This window comes from Shewanella sp. c952 (genome assembly GCF_019654975.1).
GTDB lineage: Bacteria > Pseudomonadota > Gammaproteobacteria > Enterobacterales > Shewanellaceae > Shewanella.
Map to the genome: position 1 here is coordinate 1 of NZ_BPEW01000048.1, position 21,279 is coordinate 21,279.

General features: G+C 43.2%; 17 protein-coding genes. 10 read left to right on the plus strand and 7 right to left on the minus strand.

Going from position 1 to position 21,279, the window contains the following annotated elements; all coding sequences use genetic code 11:
• Positions 1 to 983: 983 nt before the first annotated feature.
• The 3 genes from K5R16_RS20355 to K5R16_RS20365 form a co-directional block, all read right to left on the minus strand.
• Positions 984 to 1,982, minus strand: coding sequence for a LacI family DNA-binding transcriptional regulator (locus K5R16_RS20355; RefSeq protein WP_220740010.1), 999 nt, complete (start codon positions 1,980 to 1,982; stop codon positions 984 to 986).
• Positions 1,983 to 2,022: 40 nt separating this feature from the next.
• Complete coding sequence (locus tag K5R16_RS20360; RefSeq protein ID WP_220740012.1) at positions 2,023 to 3,351, minus strand: glycoside-pentoside-hexuronide (GPH):cation symporter; 1,329 nt, start codon at positions 3,349 to 3,351, stop codon at positions 2,023 to 2,025.
• A gap of 119 nt (positions 3,352 to 3,470) precedes the next feature.
• On the minus strand, positions 3,471 to 4,802 hold the full coding sequence (locus K5R16_RS20365; RefSeq protein WP_220740014.1) for a GH1 family beta-glucosidase: 1,332 nt from the start codon (positions 4,800 to 4,802) through the stop codon (positions 3,471 to 3,473).
• Positions 4,803 to 5,239: 437 nt separating this feature from the next.
• On the opposite strand from K5R16_RS20365, the gene K5R16_RS20370 reads away from it, so the two are divergent.
• The 7 genes from K5R16_RS20370 (at position 5,240) to K5R16_RS20400 (ending at position 14,017) form a co-directional block, all read left to right on the plus strand.
• Positions 5,240 to 6,541: a sugar MFS transporter gene (locus tag K5R16_RS20370; protein ID WP_220740016.1), complete on the plus strand. Its 1,302-nt coding sequence runs from the start codon at positions 5,240 to 5,242 to the stop codon at positions 6,539 to 6,541.
• Positions 6,542 to 6,641: 100 nt separating this feature from the next.
• Positions 6,642 to 9,173 (plus strand): exo 1,3/1,4-beta-D-glucan glucohydrolase, encoded by a 2,532-nt coding sequence (locus tag K5R16_RS20375; RefSeq protein ID WP_374758413.1) that lies wholly within the window; start codon positions 6,642 to 6,644, stop codon positions 9,171 to 9,173.
• 74 nt (positions 9,174 to 9,247) lie between these two features.
• Positions 9,248 to 10,318, plus strand: a complete 1,071-nt coding sequence (locus tag K5R16_RS20380; RefSeq protein ID WP_259649956.1) for a glycoside hydrolase family 16 protein — start codon at positions 9,248 to 9,250, stop codon at positions 10,316 to 10,318.
• 204 nt (positions 10,319 to 10,522) lie between these two features.
• Complete coding sequence (cysQ, locus tag K5R16_RS20385; RefSeq protein ID WP_259649959.1) at positions 10,523 to 11,341, plus strand: 3'(2'),5'-bisphosphate nucleotidase CysQ; 819 nt, start codon at positions 10,523 to 10,525, stop codon at positions 11,339 to 11,341.
• A gap of 90 nt (positions 11,342 to 11,431) precedes the next feature.
• Positions 11,432 to 12,337, plus strand: a complete 906-nt coding sequence (gene mak / locus K5R16_RS20390; protein ID WP_220740018.1) for a fructokinase — start codon at positions 11,432 to 11,434, stop codon at positions 12,335 to 12,337.
• 164 nt (positions 12,338 to 12,501) lie between these two features.
• A complete protein-coding gene (locus K5R16_RS20395; RefSeq protein ID WP_220740049.1) occupies positions 12,502 to 13,239 on the plus strand; it encodes a YdcF family protein in 738 nt (245 codons plus the stop codon).
• Between the two features lie 61 nt (positions 13,240 to 13,300).
• Positions 13,301 to 14,017: a DUF2982 domain-containing protein gene (locus K5R16_RS20400; RefSeq protein WP_259649957.1), complete on the plus strand. Its 717-nt coding sequence runs from the start codon at positions 13,301 to 13,303 to the stop codon at positions 14,015 to 14,017.
• Positions 14,018 to 14,083: 66 nt separating this feature from the next.
• On the opposite strand, the gene K5R16_RS20405 is transcribed toward K5R16_RS20400, so the two are convergent.
• The 4 genes from K5R16_RS20405 to galU all read right to left on the minus strand — a co-directional run bounded on the left by K5R16_RS20405 (position 14,084) and on the right by galU (position 17,228).
• The gene (locus K5R16_RS20405; protein WP_220740020.1) at positions 14,084 to 14,503 is read right to left on the minus strand and encodes a polymer-forming cytoskeletal protein; all 420 of its coding nucleotides are present in this window, start codon (positions 14,501 to 14,503) and stop codon (positions 14,084 to 14,086) included.
• A gap of 186 nt (positions 14,504 to 14,689) precedes the next feature.
• Positions 14,690 to 15,166, minus strand: a complete 477-nt coding sequence (gene napF, locus K5R16_RS20410) for a ferredoxin-type protein NapF (protein WP_220740022.1) — start codon at positions 15,164 to 15,166, stop codon at positions 14,690 to 14,692.
• A gap of 57 nt (positions 15,167 to 15,223) precedes the next feature.
• Complete coding sequence (gene galE / locus K5R16_RS20415) at positions 15,224 to 16,237, minus strand: UDP-glucose 4-epimerase GalE (RefSeq protein ID WP_220740025.1); 1,014 nt, start codon at positions 16,235 to 16,237, stop codon at positions 15,224 to 15,226.
• Positions 16,238 to 16,313: 76 nt separating this feature from the next.
• Positions 16,314 to 17,228: a UTP--glucose-1-phosphate uridylyltransferase GalU gene (gene galU, locus K5R16_RS20420; RefSeq protein WP_220740027.1), complete on the minus strand. Its 915-nt coding sequence runs from the start codon at positions 17,226 to 17,228 to the stop codon at positions 16,314 to 16,316.
• Positions 17,229 to 17,674: 446 nt separating this feature from the next.
• Between galU and phhA the strand changes: the two genes are divergently transcribed.
• The 3 genes from phhA to tyrR all read left to right on the plus strand — a co-directional run bounded on the left by phhA (position 17,675) and on the right by tyrR (position 21,081).
• Positions 17,675 to 18,466 (plus strand): phenylalanine 4-monooxygenase, encoded by a 792-nt coding sequence (gene phhA / locus K5R16_RS20425; RefSeq protein ID WP_220740029.1) that lies wholly within the window; start codon positions 17,675 to 17,677, stop codon positions 18,464 to 18,466.
• An 89-nt stretch (positions 18,467 to 18,555) separates the two neighbouring features.
• The gene (locus K5R16_RS20430) at positions 18,556 to 18,894 is read left to right on the plus strand and encodes a 4a-hydroxytetrahydrobiopterin dehydratase (RefSeq protein WP_020911805.1); all 339 of its coding nucleotides are present in this window, start codon (positions 18,556 to 18,558) and stop codon (positions 18,892 to 18,894) included.
• Positions 18,895 to 19,536: 642 nt separating this feature from the next.
• A complete protein-coding gene (gene tyrR, locus K5R16_RS20435; RefSeq protein ID WP_220740031.1) occupies positions 19,537 to 21,081 on the plus strand; it encodes a transcriptional regulator TyrR in 1,545 nt (514 codons plus the stop codon).
• Positions 21,082 to 21,279 lie beyond the last annotated feature (198 nt).

The following is a 21,279-nucleotide window of genomic DNA, read 5'->3' on the forward strand; positions in this document are numbered from 1 at the left end:
GCACAGGAAGTCGTAATAAAATATATATATTTATAGCGTAAAAAACGCCGACAAAGGATGGTGGGTCTGGCTTTCCCTTATCGAGTGGCACATATCGCTTTCTTTGTGGTGAATGCTAGTTATAACGCTAGTCGGGTAGGTAGAGTTTTCTTAGTAATTAGAATAAATATTTCAAAAAATCAATGTAAGCGCTTTCATTTGTTTATTTTTGTGCTTACACTGTTGTTGTCAAGATGTTAATTAAGGTCGCATTTCGACATTTAGGAGCAGCTAAATCAATCTTCCCAAGATTTTGATGATTTTGCTCCAGCTGGGAACTTACTTAAGTCTGTTTGGCATGGAGGCTAGGCAGCATCTTTTCCTATATGAATTAATTAAATATCTACGCTACATAATCTCGCCACTATGCCCCGTTCATTTAGATTTATAAGGTACTTTAATACCAATTTTATTAAGTATTTTCTCATTTGAGAAGGGTCCCCATTTTGCAATTCAGCACATTGATGAAAGCATGATTATTCCCTTGTGAGCCAATCTAAAGAGAAAGTGGAATGCTTGAGCGTTTCCCTTGGGCGGGTTTCAAAGCATTGCATGCTGCGGCTGAAACTCTTGATATAGAATAACGAGTAACATTGAGTTTCCGATTTGCCTTCAGCGCTTTTAATTCTTACTGAGTGAACAGATACTTAATACAATTGGTACATACAGTTATTTCTAATATTTGAAAGTTAAATCAAGCTGCTAAAGTTGAGTGTGGAGCTGGAAATACTCGACCTCATGATCCCTTTTTTACATAAAGATCAGAGTGATGTTGTAGAGAGTGTATGGCAGCTAAACCTTTTTGTAGCGAAGAAGGGCGGTTATTCTATTATGGGATAAATTGTCTAGATGTAATAAGAAAACTAGAGCAGTTGGTTTAGCATTTGCATTTAATAGAGGTCATAAGCACTGAGGAAACAGCTTATGACCTACAGAGTTAGTCATTAGCGAGCGAGAATGGAATCTCTTGTTATTAGCTTAGGTTCAAACACATTTTTAACTTCAAGATCGGCTTGCTTAAAAGTATTTTTGAGGATCCATCTTGCAGCCATTTGTCCCATTTGCTTGATAGGATAATCAATTGTGGTCAGTTTAGGGTAGATATACTGCGCCAAAATGATGTTATCAAAACCTATGATCGATAGCTCTTGTGGTATGGATATTTGATGCTCTCGGGCAAAAGTCATGGCACCTGAAGCCATTTCATCATTTGCACAAACAACGGCAGTGAATGGCTGCTTGCTGTTAAGTAGCTGCTCTAAACCATCGCTGCCACCCACCTCTTGATAATCCCCCTCATAGGTTAACTTCGGGTTGTATCTGACATTGAACTCCTGCAAGGCTTTTTTATGACCTTTTAGGCGGTCGCTAGCATCCATTTTCCAGTAAGGGCCTGAAATGTAAGCCACCTCTTTGTGCCCTTGTTCAAGTATTGCTTTTGCTGCAAGATATCCGCCGAGCTCATTATTGAGACTAATGCAGTTATCAGCGATTGCCGGAATAAACCGGTTAATCAGTACAATGGGCACCTCATTCTTAACCAGTTCCACTAGGTATTCATCTGATACAGCTTCAACATGTAAGATGAGTGCGTCACATCGTCGGCTGATAAGAAACTCAATCCCCTCTTTTTCAGTCCCCTCTTCGCTATGCCCTGCGGCAATGATGGCATGCTTTTGTGAACCTCTAAGCTCTGCTTCAATACCGCTAAGCATGGAACCATAGAAAGGACCGTGTAACTCTGAGACCAAAATACCGACACTATTTGAGCGATTAGAGGCAAGAGACTGTGCAATCGCATTAGGTCTATAGCCTAATTGGTCCATTGCATCTTGTACTTTCTTTAGTGTCTTTTCACTGACCTTAGCGTTTTTATTCATCACTCTTGATACTGTTGCGAGTGACACTCCGGCTAGTACTGACACATCGTAAATCGTTGCCATATATTCCCTATTAAACGCCTATCGACATCATTTATTTACTTTACGTGTTTGCGGCATTAAGTTCACTTTGAATTTGCTCAACTTTCTTGTCATCCAAGATATACCACTTCATCACGACTGCAACAATTAAACTGCCGATCGCCGGATAAAGGGTGAATGATAGCAAGATCCCCGATTTTGTTGCTTCTGTCTGCTCTACATCTGCTTGATAACCATAATAAGCTAGTGCCCAGCCAGCCAGTGCGCCGCCAAGTGCTACGCCGAGCTTAATGAAAAATATGATGGTTGAATAAACCATGCCGGTAATGCGTATTCCTGTTTTCCATTGTCCGTAGTCGATGGCATCAGCCATTTTTGCCCACAGTAAAGGGGTGGCCATATCAAGGAAAAACTTCCACAAGAAGAATGCGATAAAGGCCATTATTACCTGATCAGCGGCAATAAAATAGCTCAGAATACAAATAATAGCTGCAATAATTTGTAATCCGATATAAGCCTTTATCTTACACATTTTTTTTGCAAGTACTTGCGCCAATGCACAACCGAGCATACTGCCGACCATCCCCGTGGTCATAAAGGCGGTAATGAGATCTTCTCTTAACAGGAAGTATTTAACGTAATAAACGGCGAGGGTGAATTTAAGAACCTGACCGGTCAGCAGAAATATCCCTGTAATACATAAAATTCTGGCTTGGTCATTTTGCCAAAGATGTTTAATCTCCACCCAAAAGTTAGCTTTTTGCGTCTTAGGTGCACTGATCCGCTCTTTAGTCCCTAAAAAACACAGTAGAAACAGCACAACGCCAAAAAGACTCATGGCGGTCATGGTTAGTTGATAGCCTTTAGCTGAGTCACCGCTACCGAACCACTCGACTAATGGCAGGGTACAAGAAGCGACAATTACGCCACCGAGCATGGCGAATACAAATCGATAAGACTGGACGGATACTCGCTCTGAAGGCTTTGCAGTAAGCACTCCACCTAACGCGCAGTAAGGAATATTGATGGCGGTATAAACCATCATCAGTAGCGTATAGGTTACAAAAGCATAGATGAGCTTATTGCTGTCACTGAGATCCGGGGTAGTAAATGCTAATACACTAATAAGCCCGAATGGAATGGCAAGCCAAAGTAGGTAGGGGCGAAACTGGCCCCAGCGAGTGCGGGTTCTATCGGCGAGAGAGCCCATAAGCGGATCTGTAATCGCATCAAAAACACGTACTACTAAAAATAGTGTACCCACTGCTGCGGGTGATAAGCCGACGACATCAGTATAGAAAATGAGTAGAAACATCATCACGGTTTGAAAAATGATGTTACTTGCTGTATCGCCTAAACCATAGGCAATTTTCTCTTTTACTTTAAGCATTGTAGCCTCATTATTTTTATTCTTTTTGGGTGCTTGCTTAACTAACCTCTCTACTGGTTAATAAATTGCAGCAGAGAAGTTAGAGAATGTAAGCTTTTTGAGTCTGATTTTAAAGCTTGTTATGTTCGGAGACTGATAAATTCTCGATAAGCTTTAGCGCTGTTTTTCAGTGTGCGTTGTTGAGTTTGATAATCAACGTAAACGATACCAAAGCGTTTTAAGTAGCCTTCAGCCCACTCAAAGTTGTCCATTAAGCTCCAAGCAAAATAACCTCTGATATCGACGCCAGCTTCAATGGCATCGTTTACCGCATTTAAGTGTTGATGGTAATACTGAGTGCGATCTTCATCTGCAACACTGCCATCTTGGAGTTTGTCATCCATAGCGGCACCATTTTCGGTGATGTAAAGTGGCGGCAGGGGATACAGACTGTTTAATGACAAGAGAAGCTCTGATAGGGCTTTAGGGTAGATCTCCCAGCCAATATCGGTATGGGGCACATCGGGCACAGTGACTTGCTCAAACTGGTTTTCAGCACAAGCTTTATACACGGCTCGGGTATAGAAGTTAACGCCCATAAAGTCTAATGGCTGGGCAATTATCTCCATATCACCTGACTCTATTTGCGGTAACTCTTCAGCAGGTAAGTTCTCAATGATGCTTGGGTAGCACTTGTCAAAAAGTGGCTTTATATACCATTGATTAAAATGGGCGTCAGCAATGTTGCTGGCATTAAGATCTTGCAGCGAATTTGACTGTGGATAGCATGGCGTGAAGTTAAGCACTATACCATTAAGTGCGTTAGGGCTATTTTTTTGCAGCACTTGCATCGCTAAACCATGAGCAAGCAGTAAGTGATGCGCCGCTTTTTTTCCGAATGAGCGACTCTTTAAACCTGGTGCATGAATGCCTGCTTCATAACCTAAATAGGCGCTGCAAAAAGGTTCGTTAAGTGTGGCGTATGAATGAACTCGGTCGCCAAATGCCGTTGATATTAGATCGGCGTAATCTCGAAATTTATAGGCCGTATCTCGGTTCAGCCAACCACCATTATCTTCAAGGTGTTGCGGTAAGTCCCAATGATAAAGCGTCACAAAAGGTTTAATACCTTTCTCAATTAGTCTATCTAACACACCGATGTAGAAATCAACGCCCTGTTGGTTAAGTGTACCTTCTGCAGTGATAACGCGTGGCCAAGAGATAGATAGACGGTAAGCATCAACGTCCAAAGACTCTATTAGATCAACATCTTGTTGCCACAAATTGTAATGGTCACAGGCTATTGCACCGTCGGAGTTATCTCGGATCTTATTGGGCGTGTTGCAAAAAGTATCCCAAATACAGGGAAGACGTGAATCAATACCGCCTTCAATTTGAAATGAGGCGGTGGCGACTCCAAACAAAAAGTCACGCTTTTGCATTTTTGAATTGAAAGGCAGAGAAATCTTCATGGCGATATTAGTCATTTCCTAATAGTGACAAAAAATACAGCGCAATCATTAAGGTCATTAGCCTGAAGCATTATGCAGTCAAATAACATGATTGAACCTAATAAATCATTACTGTCATTCACTATTGGCCGATAAGCAGCAAGATTTCAGGCGAAGAAAATTGCAATATCAACAAACACCGAAGCAATGAAAGCGCTTACATTAAATGTTAACAGAACAGTTGATCTTCGTTGTGTTTGTGTTATAAATGAAAGCGCTTACATTGAGATTAGAGCGTAACAGAAAAAAGGTCAACACATTTATTTAACATGTTTACCGCCATGTTACGGCTAGATAGTAGAGAGGCAGATTAGCTTGTGTAAACGGCGAACCTGCTTAAATAACCAATATAGTAGCGACACTGGCTACACGCATAATAAGACTAATAAGGAGTGTATATGGCTAGCTCGCCAATAATGTCAGATAACAATAGCTTGAATGAATCGAGAGGTACTGAAAAGCAAACATTTGCGCTGGTATCGCTAACATCGTTGTTTTTCATGTGGGGATTTATTACTTGTTTAAATGACATTCTAATTCCTCATTTAAAAGCTGTTTTTTCACTGACTTACACTGAAGCAATGTTGATCCAGTTTTGCTTTTTTGGTGCCTACTTCTTGGTCTCTATGCCTGCTGGCCACTTAGTGAAAAAAATAGGTTACCAGCGAGGTATTGTCACCGGTCTGGTGATTGCAAGTTTTGGTTGTGCATTGTTTTACCCTGCAGCAGATCAAGCCGTTTACGGACTGTTTCTCGGTGCGCTATTTGTTTTAGCTTCGGGAATTACTATTTTACAAGTTGCGGCGAATCCTTATGTCAATGCATTAGGTACTGCTGAAACCGCATCGAGTCGCCTTAACTTAACTCAAGCATTTAACGCTCTAGGCACCACAGTTGCGCCTTATTTTGGCGCAGTGCTTATTCTATCTGTAGCGTCAGGAGCAGGCAGTGAACTGAGCCATGCTCAAGCTGAGGCGGAGCAGGTTAAGCTGCCATATCTTTTGTTATCGGGGATGCTAGCCACGCTTGCGGTGATATTCTCAAAACTCAAATTACCGGTTATTGAAGGACATGGTGAGGTGCGTTCAGATGGTAAGGCTGTTGAGTATTTAGGAAAAACCAATGCCATTGGCCATCGCCATCTTGCACTAGGTGCATTAGCTATTTTTGTTTATGTTGGCGCTGAAGTCTCAATTGGTAGTTTCTTGGTTAGCTTTTTAGGCGAATCAAATATAGCGGGTCTTGAGGAGGCTGAAGCGGCGAAATACATTACCTATTATTGGGGCGGCGCGATGATAGGCCGTTTTGTCGGTTCTGCGGTTATGCAGAAAATCCCTGCAGGAAAAGTGCTGGGCTTTAACGCAACCATGGCGGCAGTGTTAGTGTGTGTGGCCATTGTTAGCTCTGGTGCAACTGCTATGTACGCCATACTGGCCGTTGGTCTGTTTAACTCTATTATGTTCCCAACAATTTTTAGTTTAGCGCTGCAAAATTTAGGACCGCACACTTCACAGGGATCTGGCTGGTTGTGTCTGGCCATTGTCGGTGGCGCTATTGTGCCGTTGCTACAAGGTGTATTAGCTGACGCACTTGGCGTTCAGTTGGCTTTTTTCCTACCTGTACTGTGCTATGGCTATATTTTGTTCTATGGTCTTAAAGGAAGCCAAGTAGAGCAGGCTTCAAGCAAGGAGCACGCGTAATGGCAAGTTTATTCTTAAGCGGGTTAACCCTCGATGCATGCCACTTAAAGGGAATTAAATAATGACTAATAATAAATTTAATCTGCGTTTAGATGCCGCGATGCTAAAAAAATCGCAATGTAGTTTATTCATATCGGCGTTGATTTTATCAAGCGTAACAGCTTGTTCGTTAAAAGAGGCTGAGCCCGTTGAAAAACGTGATGCCTCCGTGGTTTGGCCTACATTACAGTTAGAAGTACAGCCAAATGCGGAGATGGAGCAAAAGATTGCGACAATGGTCAGTGAGATGACCTTGAAGCAAAAAGTGGCACAGATGATCCAGCCTGAGATCCGCGATATTACCGTTGAGGATATGCGCACTTATGGTTTTGGTTCTTATCTTAATGGCGGCGGCGCTTTTCCTAACGATGATAAGCATGCCACGCCAAGTGATTGGATAGCATTGGCTGAGGCAATGTATCAAGCATCGGTCGATGACTCTATTGATGGTTCGACGATTCCGACAATGTGGGGCACCGACGCCGTTCATGGGCATAACAATGTGATAGGGGCGACGCTATTCCCGCACAATATCGGTCTTGGAGCGACTAACAACCCTGAACTCATTGAACAGATCGCAGCTATCACAGCCATAGAGGTGATGGTGACGGGCATCGATTGGGTGTTTGCACCAACGGTTGCAGTCGTTCGTGATGACAGATGGGGGCGCACTTACGAGGGCTACTCTGAAGATCCTGAAATTGTTGGTGCTTATGCTGCCTCTATTGTAAGAGGGCTGCAAGGCGCGGCAGATGAAGACTTTCTTGGCGATGAAAGGGTGATATCAACGGTAAAGCATTTCGTAGGCGATGGCGGCACGGTTGATGGGATCGATCAAGGCGATAATATCGCAACGGAGCAAGCGCTATTTGATCTGCATGCCCAAGGCTACGTCAGCGGGCTGTCTGCTGGTGCACAAACTGTAATGGCATCTTTTAATAGTTGGAATGGGGTTAAAAATCACGGTAACAAATACCTTCTAACTGAAGTGCTCAAAGATCAGATGGGCTTTGACGGTTTTGTGGTAGGTGATTGGAATGGTCATGGCCAAATCCCCGGTTGCAGTAATGATAATTGTCCACAAACCATTAATGCAGGACTTGATGTTTATATGGTGCCAACGGCAGCATGGAAACCGCTTTTTGAAAATACCGTTGCCCAAGTCGAAAGCGGCGAGATCCCAATGGCGAGAGTGGATGATGCGGTAACGCGCATACTTAGAGTCAAAATGCGTGCGGGTCTGTTTGGTAAACCAAGTCCTGCAAAGCGAACACTATCAGGTAAAACAGAACTTATTGGTGCTAAAGAGCACCGAGAAGTGGCAAAGCAAGCAGTTCGAGAGTCTTTGGTTCTACTGAAAAATAACGACAACATCTTACCGTTATCACCTAAGCAAACAGTACTTGTTGCTGGCGATGCTGCCGATAATATCGGTAAGCAATCTGGTGGTTGGTCGATTACTTGGCAAGGCACTAATAACACCAATGCTGACTTTCCTGGTGGCAGCTCAATCTATGATGGGATTAAAGCTCAAGTAGAAAGCGCTGGCGGAAAAACCATTCTTAATGTTTCAGGCGATTATGCGGTTAAACCAGATGTGGCAATCGTCGTTTTTGGTGAAGAACCCTATGCTGAAGGCAATGGCGATATTGATAACTTGGAGTATCAACGTGGTAATAAACGTGATTTAGCCTTATTGCAAAAGTTGAAAGCGCAAGGTGTTCCGGTTGTCGCGGTGTTTATTAGTGGTAGACCGATGTGGGTTAACGCTGAGTTAAATGCGTCAAATGCTTTTGTCGCGGCCTGGTTACCTGGTAGTGAGGGTAAGGCTGTTGCTGATGTGATATTTACTGACGTTGATAATCAACTGCAATTTGATATGACAGGCAAGCTGTCTTTTTCATGGCCAAACAGTCCAGCACAAACGGTAGTTAATCGTTTTGATGGTGACTATCAGCCGCTATTTCCTTACGGCTTTGGCCTGAGCTACGGCGATGAAACTGAACTGGAATTGCTGGGGGAAGTCGCAGAGCTGAGTAATGATGAGTCACAAAGCGTTGCTATTTTCACTCGCTCAGTACAAGCACCTTGGGTGATGTCGATTGGCAGTGATAATGAGCAGATAGCAGTGACGAGTAGTGTGCTGCAGGGCGAAACGGTTTATTTGCGTACTGTTGATAAAGTGGTGCAGGAAGATGCAAGGCGGATAGAGTTTAATGGTAAAGGCGCAGGTTTTGTTCGGTTTGCGAGTAATTTCCCAAGAGATTTAAGAGCTGCAGTTGAATCTAACTCAGCGCTGTCTTTTGCGGTAAAACTCGATAGTGAGTTAAGTGGTGAAGTCTATGTCTCAATGGGCTGTGATATCCAATGTGGTAAGCCGCTGAATATCAGCTCTTTACTAGCTGAACTGCCAAAAAACAGTTGGCAAACCGTCAGTATTAATCTGAAGTGCTTTAGCGACACCGGGGTCGACTTTTCGAGGGTGAACGCACCATTTTCACTGTCAACGCAGGGGAAGCTAACGCTGAGTATTGCTGATATCGCCTTGCTGCCGCAAGCGGACAATCAACAAGCGAGTATAGACTGTCAGTGATTTGAGGCCGTTAAGCCATCTTCTTGCAAGAGGGTGGCTACTCTCTAAACTTTTAATTATTGAGATGATTAACTTTGCAATTATTGCTAACTAACAAAGGTTGTTCACCGCTGAGTCATTTGCCGACCAGTTTGTGTGTAATGGCAGTTTCTGTACTGATATTAGCAGGGTGTCATTCGCAGCCTAAGCTTGATGAAAAAGGGTGGCAGCTTATATGGAATGATGAGTTTGATGGGACCTCCATTGATTTAAGTAAATGGAGCCATGAAGTTAATTGCTATGGTGGTGGAAACTCTGAAGCGCAGTGCTATACCGCGAATGCCAGTAATAGTTATGTGGCAGATGGTTCGTTGCACATTGTTGCGATAAAAGAGCCGTACAGTGGACCGGCTGATAAAGATGATCATCCCAATTATCACGCTGACGATAAATCAGTGACTAAAGATTACACCTCTGCCAGATTACGTACGCTCGGTAAAGGAGATTGGCGCTATGGTCGCTTTGAAGTTCGAGCCAAGTTTCCAAAAGGCCAGGGAACGTGGGGAGCTGCTTGGATGCTGCCAACCGACTGGGTTTATGGCGAGTGGGCCAGTTCTGGTGAGATTGATATCGTTGAAGCAGTAAACCTTGGCACTGTTTCTGATGAATATCCCGTTAGTCAAAAACAGGCTAAAGAAACGCAGCTTGAAACCCGAATTCACGGTACGTTGCATTACGGGAAAGAGTGGCCTGAGAATGTTTATTCTGGTCAGTCTTACCGCTTAGATGGTAATGAAAATCCAGCCGATGGATTTCATGTTTATGCTGTTGAATGGGAACAAGGTGAGATCCGCTGGTATATGGATGGTAATCACTACGCAACACAAACAGCGAAGGGTTGGTATAGCAAATCGGTTACTGGAGTGCTGGCTGAAAGTGATGCACCGTTTAATCAGAGTTTTCACTTTATTGTTAATTTAGCTATCGGCGGTGACTGGGCGGGCAAGGTCAATGAGAAGGGGATCGACGCGTCTGTTTTCCCACAAACTCTCGAAATTGATTATGTGCGTGTATACCGCTGTGCTAAAGCCATTGAAACGGGTAAAGGTTGCGCCAGTGTTCAAGCAGATGCCGTGATGGTCAAGGGTAAGCTTGATGAGCGTTAATTTAGAACGAGTGTGAAGATACGCTATAAGCACTGTTTGGATTGAATACGATTGCAACATAGCACTAACACTATTTTTGTGTCAGCGAGTGGCTTAGTATCTTTTAGACCTAAAGTGCGTAATTGGTTATTAATTTTTGCTTAAAGTCAGTGGCATAATAGTTAGCTAGCCATTTTTGTATATAGAGAGAGTACTTTGAGCCAGATTAAGACACAAACATCTGTAAACACGGAAAACGTTATTGACTTTGAGCCTGATTGGTTAGTCGCAATCGTTGATATTGCCGTTGCTGCAGGTGATGCGATTATGACGGTTTATGCGACAGATGACTTTGAGGTTGATGTTAAAACTGACGATAGCCCGGTTACAGCGGCAGATCTTGCCAGCCATAACGTGATCGTGGCGGCGCTTGATAAGTTAACGCCTACTATTCCAGTGATGTCTGAAGAGTCGACGACATTAGCATGGGAAGAGAGAAAACTTTGGCAGTCGTATTGGTTAATCGATCCACTTGATGGCACTAAAGAGTTTATTAAGCGAAATGGCGAGTTCACCGTCAATATTGCTTTCGTTCATCAAGGTCGTGCAGTTGCTGGCGTGGTTTACGCACCTGTTTTAGACAAATGTTATTTTGGCAGCCTTACTGGTGGCGCTTGGTTGAAGCATGCCGGTGTAGCGCAAGCTTTAGTTAAAAAATCATTTGAAAATACAGCAGTACCTAGGGTTGTCGGCAGCCGTTCTCATATCAGCCCCGGTTTACAGAGCTACCTAGAGGCGCTTGGTGAACATGAAATGAAGAGTGTCGGAAGTTCACTTAAGTTTTGTCTGCTAGCCGAAGGTGAGGCGGATATATACCCAAGACTTGGGCTCACCAGTGAATGGGATACAGCTGCTGCGCAGGCAGTGTTAGAAAGCGCAGGTGGCAAAGTGCTGCAATATGGCAGTGAAGCTGCACTTGATTACAATCAAAAGTCAGATATTTTGAATCCATATTTCATTGCTTACGCGCCTCATTGGGAGTGAGCAAGAAGGTTTAATTGGTATCTTGTATAAGCTTGGTGCCTCAATAATATAACTAGAGAAATGATCAGTATGATTATGGGAGAGGCTTAAATGTTGCGGATTGGCATCGATCTTGGTGGAACAAAAATAGAGTTAGTTGCATTAAGTAGCGAAGGTGAAGAGCTTTTTCGTAAACGTGTACCGACTCCTCGAGAATATGTGGCGACGTTAGACGCAATAGAATCGTTAGTCAATGAAGCAGAGTCTTTACTTGATGATAAAGGCACTGTTGGCGTTGGGATCCCTGGCGTTGTCTCGCCGTACTCTGGTCTAGTTAAGAATGCCAATTCAACCTGGATCAACGGTCATCCTCTGGATATTGATTTAGGTAAAAGGCTTAACCGAGAAGTTAGAGTCGCCAATGACGCTAACTGTTTTGCTGTTTCTGAAGCGGTAGATGGCGCAGCAGCAGGCAAAGGGGTGGTTTTTGGTGTGATTATCGGCACTGGTTGCGGTGCCGGCGTTGCTATCAACGGCAAAGTGCATGGCGGCGGAAACGGCATTGGTGGAGAGTGGGGGCATAACCCTTTGCCGTGGATGACCGCAGACGAGTTCAATTCAACTGAATGTTTTTGTGGTAATCAAGACTGTATTGAGACCTTTATCTCAGGTACAGGCTTTGTGCGCGACTACAAGCAAGCAGGCGGTGATGCGCCTAGTGGTATTGAGATTGCTCAGCGAATGGAGAAGGGTGAACAGCTCGCTACAGAAGCGTTTGAGCGATATATCGACAGACTCGCTCGTTCACTTGCTCATGTGATCAATACTCTTGATCCTGATGTCATTGTCTTGGGTGGTGGAGTGTCAAATATTGAAGCTATCTATCCGCTACTTCCAAACATCTTGCCAAAGTATGTGCTTGGTGGTGAATGCCGCACACCTGTGGTGCAAAATATCTATGGTGGCTCCTCGGGAGTGCGCGGCGCCGCTTGGTTGTGGAGTAAAGACGAAGCTTAACCACTGCAATAGCTAAAAGTAGCTGAATAATCCTCGAGCCATATGATGACTCTCATTGTATGGCTTTTTGTTTGTCTGTTTATCCAAGCGAACGTTCTGCCATATTACTATCTGAAATCCGTGCTAGACTTGCATTTCTTGCATCCTTTTTTGAGTTTTATTACATGTTTTGGCTAAAGAAGATCGTTTCTCAACTGTTTATGCCGGTTCCTTTGTTGATCATTCTTATCGTAGTGACTTATCTTGTTATTCGCAATCGAAAGCTGGCTAAAAGCTTTTTGTTGATTGCTGCAGGCATGCTCCTTGTACTAAGCAGCAGCATGGGCAGTAATGCACTGTTAGCGCCATTAGAGAACCAGTACTCTGTTAACAATGAGCCTATGGGAAGCGGTTGTTTAGTGATGGTATTAGGCAGTGACCATGATGAAGTTGAAAACCAACCCGCAGTGCAACAGTTATCGAATACGGCATTAGCCAGATTGAGTGAAGGAATAAGACAGCTGTCCTTAGGTCAAGACTGTCAGTTAGTCGTTAGTGGTTGGAGTGGCGGAATAAATACTCGTGCTCATGCGGATGTGATGTTTGATGCAGCCGTAGAGCTAGGCGTTAATCCAAACGTTATTATTAAATTCCCACTTGCAAAAGATACCATTGAAGAAGCGCAGTATATGCAATGGGAAGTTGCAGATGCGCCCTTTAGATTAGTAACATCGGCGAGTCATATGGTGCGTTCGATGGCAATTTTTGAAAATGCAGGTTTAAATGTCACTGCCGCGCCGACAGATTTTGCCCAAAGAAAAACCTATTGGTGGTATTTTGATGCGCAAAGTTTATTATCGTCACAACGTGCAATCCATGAATATTTAGGCCTAGTCTGGTTTAAATTTAAGCATGCAAATTAACCAACTCTGACCGTGATAGAAACGGGTTGTTTTTGTCACCAAAACAGCTAGTAAGTCGTCTTTGAATCAACCAATAGTAGAACGTATTTTGGAACAATCGAATTCACAAACATTGCTCATCAAATCCCCTAACAAACGTAATGGATTTACCCTAACTTTCATCGGTATCATTGGCGTAGTTATTGGAATTGGGCTTTTCCTCGCCGGCAGCCATCTATTTGCCCCTGGCATCGTATGTTTCGCTTTTGGTGCAATTGCCGCTGTACTGGGTATTTCAAAATTATTAGAGCCAGAGGTTACATTGAGTATTGATCCTCTCGGAATACGCTATTTTCATCGACGCGGCGAGGTGCAAATAGGTTGGCAAAATATTCAGCGCCTTGATCAACCGCGAGTCACTCAAGGGTTTGAAACCATCACTTTGCCTTATATTGGTATTAAGTTAAAAGCAGTGGGACCAGTATTAGATTGCATTTCATTAAGATTAGCCTCCGGCTTGCTGACTGAGCAAAGGCCGCTGCTGATGACCATCTCTGCTCAAGATGAAGACCTATCCACGTTAGAGAATCAAATGAGCACAGAGTTTACCCCATTTATCGAAGATGACAGCCGTTATAAGGGGGTGCTAGCGATGTTTGGCCATCGATGCCGAATATTGGGCAACCATTTAGGTTTTCACCTTTATATTGCCACTGATGCGTTAGATAGACCTGCTGAAGAGTTTATTAGATTACTTAGAAGTTATCAGCATCAAGCTATGCTGAAGAACGATGAGTAAGGTATGAAGAGCTAAGTTTATTCAGTGATAAACTTAGCCGAGGTTATTACTGGTCTAGACCAAGCGTTAGCCGTTAGCCGTTAGCTGTGCATCTTCAATCTGCTCTGTGTTAGCGGCTTCGAGTTTTTCTTTCGACGATGCAGGTAGAAAGGCGATGTCATCACGGACACGCATTCCTATAAATTGACCGCCTTCAAAAATTTCCATTGATTGACAGGTGACTTCGCCGTCAACAATACCGGTACTGGTTATATTGAGTTTATTACAATGTAGTTTACCGCGGAAAGTGCCTGACACCCTTAGCTCTTGGCAATTCAAAACGCCGTCAATAAGTCCATCTTGCTCAATAGTAATGTTGTTTGTTGATTGGATGTCGCCATAAAGCTCACCGGAGACTAATGCCTCTGCAGTGAATTCGCTTTCACCTGTTAGCTTGGTTCCTTGGGCAATAAAAGTGAGCCCACCGCTTTTCTTTCTTTTAAACATAAATGCGTCGCTATTAGTCAAGGTTGCTTGATGTTACCTTGAAAAAAAGCAATTAAAAACCACTTATATTTGGCGCTTGATGTCATTATTTTGGCTATGAAGCGATTAAGCAGAGGCTGGCTTTAGGCTTAAATAAAGTAGCTTATTGATAGTAAAAAATTTTAACACGAAAAATACGATGATTAATCACTGCTTTATCAGTATTGCGTCGGACGGGCAGGGAGCAACGCAAGCGCCACAACCTGTGCACGCTTCTGTATCAATGACAGGTTGAGGCGCTTTGCCAACCGCCATGGTAAAGCTAATTGCCATTGCATCGCAGGCATCCTTGCAGCTTTGGCACCATATACCTTGATACGCCATGCAGGTATTTTGAATTGAGGCGGCAATAGCCCAAGGAGCCTCATCGGTTTGGATAAACAAAGGCTCAGGACAAGCCTCTACGCATTTTTTACAAAAGGTGCATTCATCAATCTTAAAGTCGACTTCAGGAAAGCCGCCATCGCCTTTAATGATAATGTGAGTTTCACATGCTGAAATACACTTATCACAACGGGTGCATTCATCGGTAAACGCGATATCACTTTTTACCCAAGGCAGATGAACAGCATCACTTTTTTTACGGCTAAATAGACGACGTCGACTTTGATTGATGCTGCTCATGACTTTTACTCTTGGTTAAAACGATATTGAACAAATGCTTACAAATAGTTTTGGCTTTTAATTACTGTAGCCATTGGGGTTACTGGACTGCCAGTGCCAGCTACTTTGTGCCATATCATCGATTGTGTGAATCGCCTGCCAGTTAAGCTCAGTTTGCGCCTTGTTAGGGTTTGCGTAACACGCTGCAATATCACCGGCTCGTCTTGCCACTAGTTGATATTTAATCTCAGTACCACTGGCTTTCTCAAACGCTGCGACCATTTCTAGCACGCTGTAACCTTGGCCGGTACCTAGGTTGTAAGTCACCAATCCAGGTTTTGTGCGCAATTTATCAAGTGCTCGAAGGTGCCCAACAGCTAGGTCAACAACGTGAATATAATCACGTACACCGGTTCCATCGACAGTATCGTAATCATTACCAAATACACTTAACTGCTCACGTTTACCCACTGCTACTTGGGTAATAAATGGCATTAAGTTGTTAGGAATATCGTTAGGATCTTCACCAATCAAACCGCTGTGGTGCGCGCCAACGGGGTTGAAGTATCTTAGACGGGCAATGTTCCAGCTCGGATCTGAATGGTGCAGATCAGCAAGAACATGTTCAACCATCAGCTTTGATTGGCCGTAGGGGTTGGTTGCACCCGTGGGAAAATCTTCAGTAATTGGCAGAGATGCCGGATCACCATAAACGGTTGCCGAAGAGCTAAAGACAATGTTCTTCACATTAAACTCTGCCATTACCTGACACAGCACAATGGTACCAGTGACGTTATTTTCATAATAGCGCAGTGGTTGCTCAACAGATTCACCAACCGCTTTAAGCCCTGCGAAATGGATAACAGATTCAATATCGTGGTCTGTAAATAGCTTTTGCAAAAATGGTTTGTTGAGAATATCACCTTGATAGAAAGTGACTGACTTTCCAGTGATCTGCTCCACGCGCTCAAGCGCTGTCACGCTAGAATTACTGAGGTTGTCGAGAATAACCACATCGCTGCCGTTATTAAGCAGTTCGACTACAGTGTGAGTGCCAATATAACCTGCGCCGCCAGTTACCAAAATTGTCATCTGTAAATCCTTCCTTGCAATCTAATATTCTTTATCTGTTTAAGTACTATCTGTTTAAGAGCCGCCTGTTTAAGAGCTAGAGGCTTTTAGCGATAGACTTAATATATTCAGCAAACTCTGGGCCTATATCTTTGTGGCGCAAAGCGTGCTCTACATTAGCTCGCATATAGCCGAGTTTATTACCGCAATCATGACTCTTACCTTGCATGTAATAAGCGTTAACGGTTTGATTTTCCATCAGCATCGCTATTGCATCGGTTAACTGGATCTCATCGCCCGCGCCTGCTGGGGTCTTAGCTAGATAAGACCAGATATCAGCGGGAAGTACATATCGACCTACAACACCTAGGTTTGATGGTGCTTCATCAACCGCTGGTTTTTCAACTAGCTGACTTAATGGTAATGATTCCCCTGGCTGTAACTTTTTGCCATTGATGTCTGCAATACCGTATTGATCAACTTGATCGTGAGGCACACCCTCTACCATGATTTGGCCTACTTGGGTTTCATCAAACAGCTTTACCATCTGTGCCAAGTTATCTTTGGCTAAGTTACTGCTGGCATCATCGACAATCACATCAGGTAACAGCACTGCAAATGGTGCGTCACCAACAATAGTCTTGGCACATAAAATCGCATGACCTAAGCCTTTTGCCTGGGCTTGACGTACACTAATGATGGTAACGTCAGCAGGGCAAATACTTTGCACTTCTGCAAGGAGTTGACGTTTTACTCGGCGCTCTAAATGGGCTTCTAACTCAAAGCTGGTGTCGAAGTGGTTCTCGACAGAGTTTTTACTGGCGTGAGTAACTAAAACAATCTCTTTAATACCCGCTGCAATTGCTTCTTTAACAACATACTGGATAAGAGGAACATCCATCACTGGCAGCATCTCTTTAGGCATTGCTTTTGTCGCTGGTAGCATCCGTGTACCTAGACCTGCTACAGGGATAACAGCCTTTTTTATCTTACGTCGTTTTAACGAAGTCATACTGTTCCTATCAATGGATTAGCGCCGTAGCACTATTCTATACTGAATTTTTATCAGGTGTGCTTTGAATTTGGTAAAGCGGCTTGATAATTACTAATTTTGTCGGGTATTCGCTCGGTTTTTATTCGGAATTGTCTCTACCAACTCTGTCGTTGTGCTTCTGTCTGGATGAAAACGTACTGCGTTGTTTAGCTCGAATGATGAGTGTCATAGCTTTTCTAGGCTAATACGGGCTCAATTCATCAGTGTGATTAGTTCCTGTAAATTATGGCTTACAACAAATATACTGTTAATAAAAGCTTTTTTAGCACTAAGTTGTATATGTGTAAACTTTGGATTACATAAGACTGTGCTAAGGCATCAAAGTTTAAACTGTGATCTAGTTAACAAAATATCAACTTTGGTTAACTATGTAGGCAGGAATCGTTACCAGTGTTTTTACTAATATGAGCAAAGCGACTAACTATACTGCTCGTTTGCCTGATGCAAACGGCTTTATACAATACCCACAAAATGATCATGATATTTGGCAGGAACTCTATTCGAGGCAACTTGTCAATTTACCTGGCCGAGCGAGCCAAGCTTATATGGATGGATTAGACCGCCTAGCGTTACCAAGCGACAGGATCCCGCAACTCAATGAGATTGATGCTGTGCTTCAACAGACGACCGGCTGGAGAACAGCGGCTGTGCCAGCGCTGATCTCATTTGGAAAGTTTTTTGAGTTGTTAGCAAATAAGTCATTTCCGGTCGCGACATTTATCCGTAGCCGTGAAGAGCTCGATTATTTACAAGAGCCAGATATATTCCACGAAGTCTTTGGTCATTGCCCACTACTGACCAATCCATCGTTTGCGCACTTTTCCCATTTGTATGGCAAGTTGGGGCTCGCTGCTAGTAAACAAGACCGTGTGTTTTTAGCGCGGTTGTATTGGTTTACGGTCGAGTTTGGCGTTATTCGTGGTAATAATAATGATTTGAGTATCTATGGTGGCGGTATTTTAAGTTCACCAGGAGAAACTGCATTTGTGATGGGCGACGAGCCTGAAATCAGACCTTTTGATCTGGTAGATGTGATGCGCACGCCTTATCGAATTGATATTATGCAGCCCATCTACTACGCAATAAATGATATCTGCGAACTCGATAAAATAGCTGAGATGGATATTATGGGCGCGGTTAACAAAGCAAAGCAGCTTGGCTTATTCGAGGCAACATACCCAGTTAAAGCGGGTTAATAACAATACAGTGAGATGGATCATTAATATTGATTAGTGTTAAATCATCCGTTGAGTTTGATAAAAGTAACAGAATTAAAGGAAAGAAAATGACTGAATTAGCGCAAATGAAGTGTGAAGCTTGCCAGGCTGATGCGCCTAAAGTAAGTGATGCCGAACTGGGTGAACTTGTGCGTATGATCCCTGATTGGACGGTAGAAGTGCGTGACGGCATTATGCAGCTAGAGCGTGTGTACAAATTTAAGAATTTTAAATTGGCTATGGCATTTACTAATAAGTTGGCCGATCTTGCTGAAGCTGATTTCCACCACCCTGGTATTTTGACTGAATGGGGTAAAGTCACAGTGACTTGGTGGTCTCATTCAATAAAGGGCTTGCATAAGAATGATTTTATTATGGCCGCTAAAACAGATACCTTGCTAGATTAATTGATTGGCGTGCTGGGTTACTAGGGGCTGTTGATCTTTCGAGCTTAGTTTTTGTTCGGTTCTTTACCGTGAGGAATAATGCTTCTAGTACAAGGCTTGAGCGATAAAGCTTAGCTGGCTAAGTGAAAAGCTCATAACACCGTAATAGAAGCATTGAATCGAACCCAAAGGGCCGCGTTTCTTGGCTATTTTTACTGTGTTGTAGACTATTTGTGGAGAATAACTAAACGGCATAGCCTCCGCCTTGTCAAAATAGCCAATAAGCTGCGGCAAAAACAACAGTGAAAGATCAACAGCCCCTAGCACGCGTTTATTTTCTTTATGTTACAAATCTGCTGTAAACAAGTCTTGCCACAACTGCCATAACCTTCTAACGTATAGGCGAATTATGCTTATCGACTTCTCGGTCTATTGAATAGAATTGATTTTTTGTAAAAATTTCAGACTCTAACTTATAGATTTATAGCCATTTGCCTAATTTCAGTTTTATTAACTATTTGATGATTTAAGGTAACTTTTCGACTATGCGCGGTAGGTATTTTCTATCCATCACGTCTCTGAATTGATGGGAAAATAATCGAATAATTAATGCAATTGGTTTTATCCCAATAACGACTATCTACAAAAGGGAACTGCAATAGTATGCGCTTGGAAGTCAGCTGTTTGGACCGAGTCGGTCTAGCTAAAGATATATTATTGATAATGGAAGATTATGGGATCAACTTGTTCGCTATCGATGCGAGCAACCAAGGTTTTCTGTATCTGCAATTTGCTGAAGTTAGCTTTGATACTCTCAGTGAATTACTGCCACTTATTCGCAAAGTTGAGGGCGTTCATGATGTACGCACAGTGTCATTTATGCCCTCTGAGCAGGAACATTATGCGCTCAAAACTCTGCTGAAGACTCTGCCAGATTCAGTATTTTCACTCGATATTAAAGGACGTGTTCGTATCGTTAATGAATCTGCCATGCATATTATAGGGATGGCAGAGCATGAAATTTTGGATGAATCAATTGGCCACTGGGTACAAGGTTTCAACTTCAGTCGCTGGCTTGGTGAAGCCACAGTGCTTGCCCAAGCTACACGAGTCAATATCGGCGAGAATGAATATCTGGCTGAAATGCTACCTATTTATTTACCAGACGGCAGTCAGAATCCGATCCTTGCAGGTGCCGTAGTATCTCTGAAATCTCCAGCACGTTTAGGTAAACAATTTAATGCGCTGCAAAACCAAACGACAGGTTTTGAGAATGTATTAGCCACCAGTGACAAGATGAAAGAGGTGTTAGTACAAGCGCGCAGAATGGCTCAGCTTGACGCACCGTTATTGATCACTGGTGAAACGGGTACCGGTAAAGAGTTAATGTCACGTGCTTGTCATGATGCCAGTATGCGTCGCGATCAGCCGTTTATTGCAATCAACTGCGCGGCGATGCCTGATAGCGCCGCAGAAGAAGAGCTATTTGGTTTCGTCAGTAATGGTAGCGTGGTTAAGCGTGGCTTCTTTGAAGAAGCGAAGGGCGGCACCGTCTTTTTAGATGAAATTGCTGAGATGTCCAGATCCGCTCAAGTTAAACTATTACGCTTTTTACAAGATGGCACGTTCAGACGCGTGGGTGGCGATGAAGAGGTACGTAGCGATGTCCGTATTATCTGCTCAACACAGAAGAATCTCGCTGAACTTTGTCAAAGTGGCGAGTTTAGGGAAGATCTTTACTATCGAATTCATGTATTGAGCTTCCATGTTCCTTCACTCCGTGAACGAAAAGTGGATGTGATCCCGCTAACCGAAATGTTCTTAGAACATTACAGTCAGCAATTATCGATTCCAATTCGCCGCATCTCAGGCGAGTGCCGTGAACATTTGCTCGGTTACGCATGGCCTGGAAATGTTCGTCAGCTAAAGAATGCCATATTTAGAGCGGTTTCGATGTGGGATGGTAGTGCAGAATTAACTGTAGAGCAGCTTAAGTTACCATCTTACGCAGAAGGTTTTGGCTATTTTGATCATCAGTTCGAAGGTAGTCTTGAACAGGCAATGAAGCAATTTGAGGCCAGTTTATTGCGTCGCTTGTATCCAGCTTATCCAAGTACACGACAATTGGCTAAAAAGTTAGGTGTGTCTCATACCGCAATCGCAAATAAGCTGCGTGAATACAAAATTAGTAAGCATAAAGCCTTGTAACTACTGATTGCCAGCGATTGCTTGCTTTAGCGGCAATAACAGCCCAATAAGCCCAATTACAGCCTATCTAAGATAGGCTGTAATCATATGTTTACAATATAAAGCGCGTAACGATTAAATGTGATTTAGCTCACGCTATTCCCCTGTTGCGCTAGTTAAGTCATTCTATGAGCAGATTAAGGCGAGAGCATGATTGCA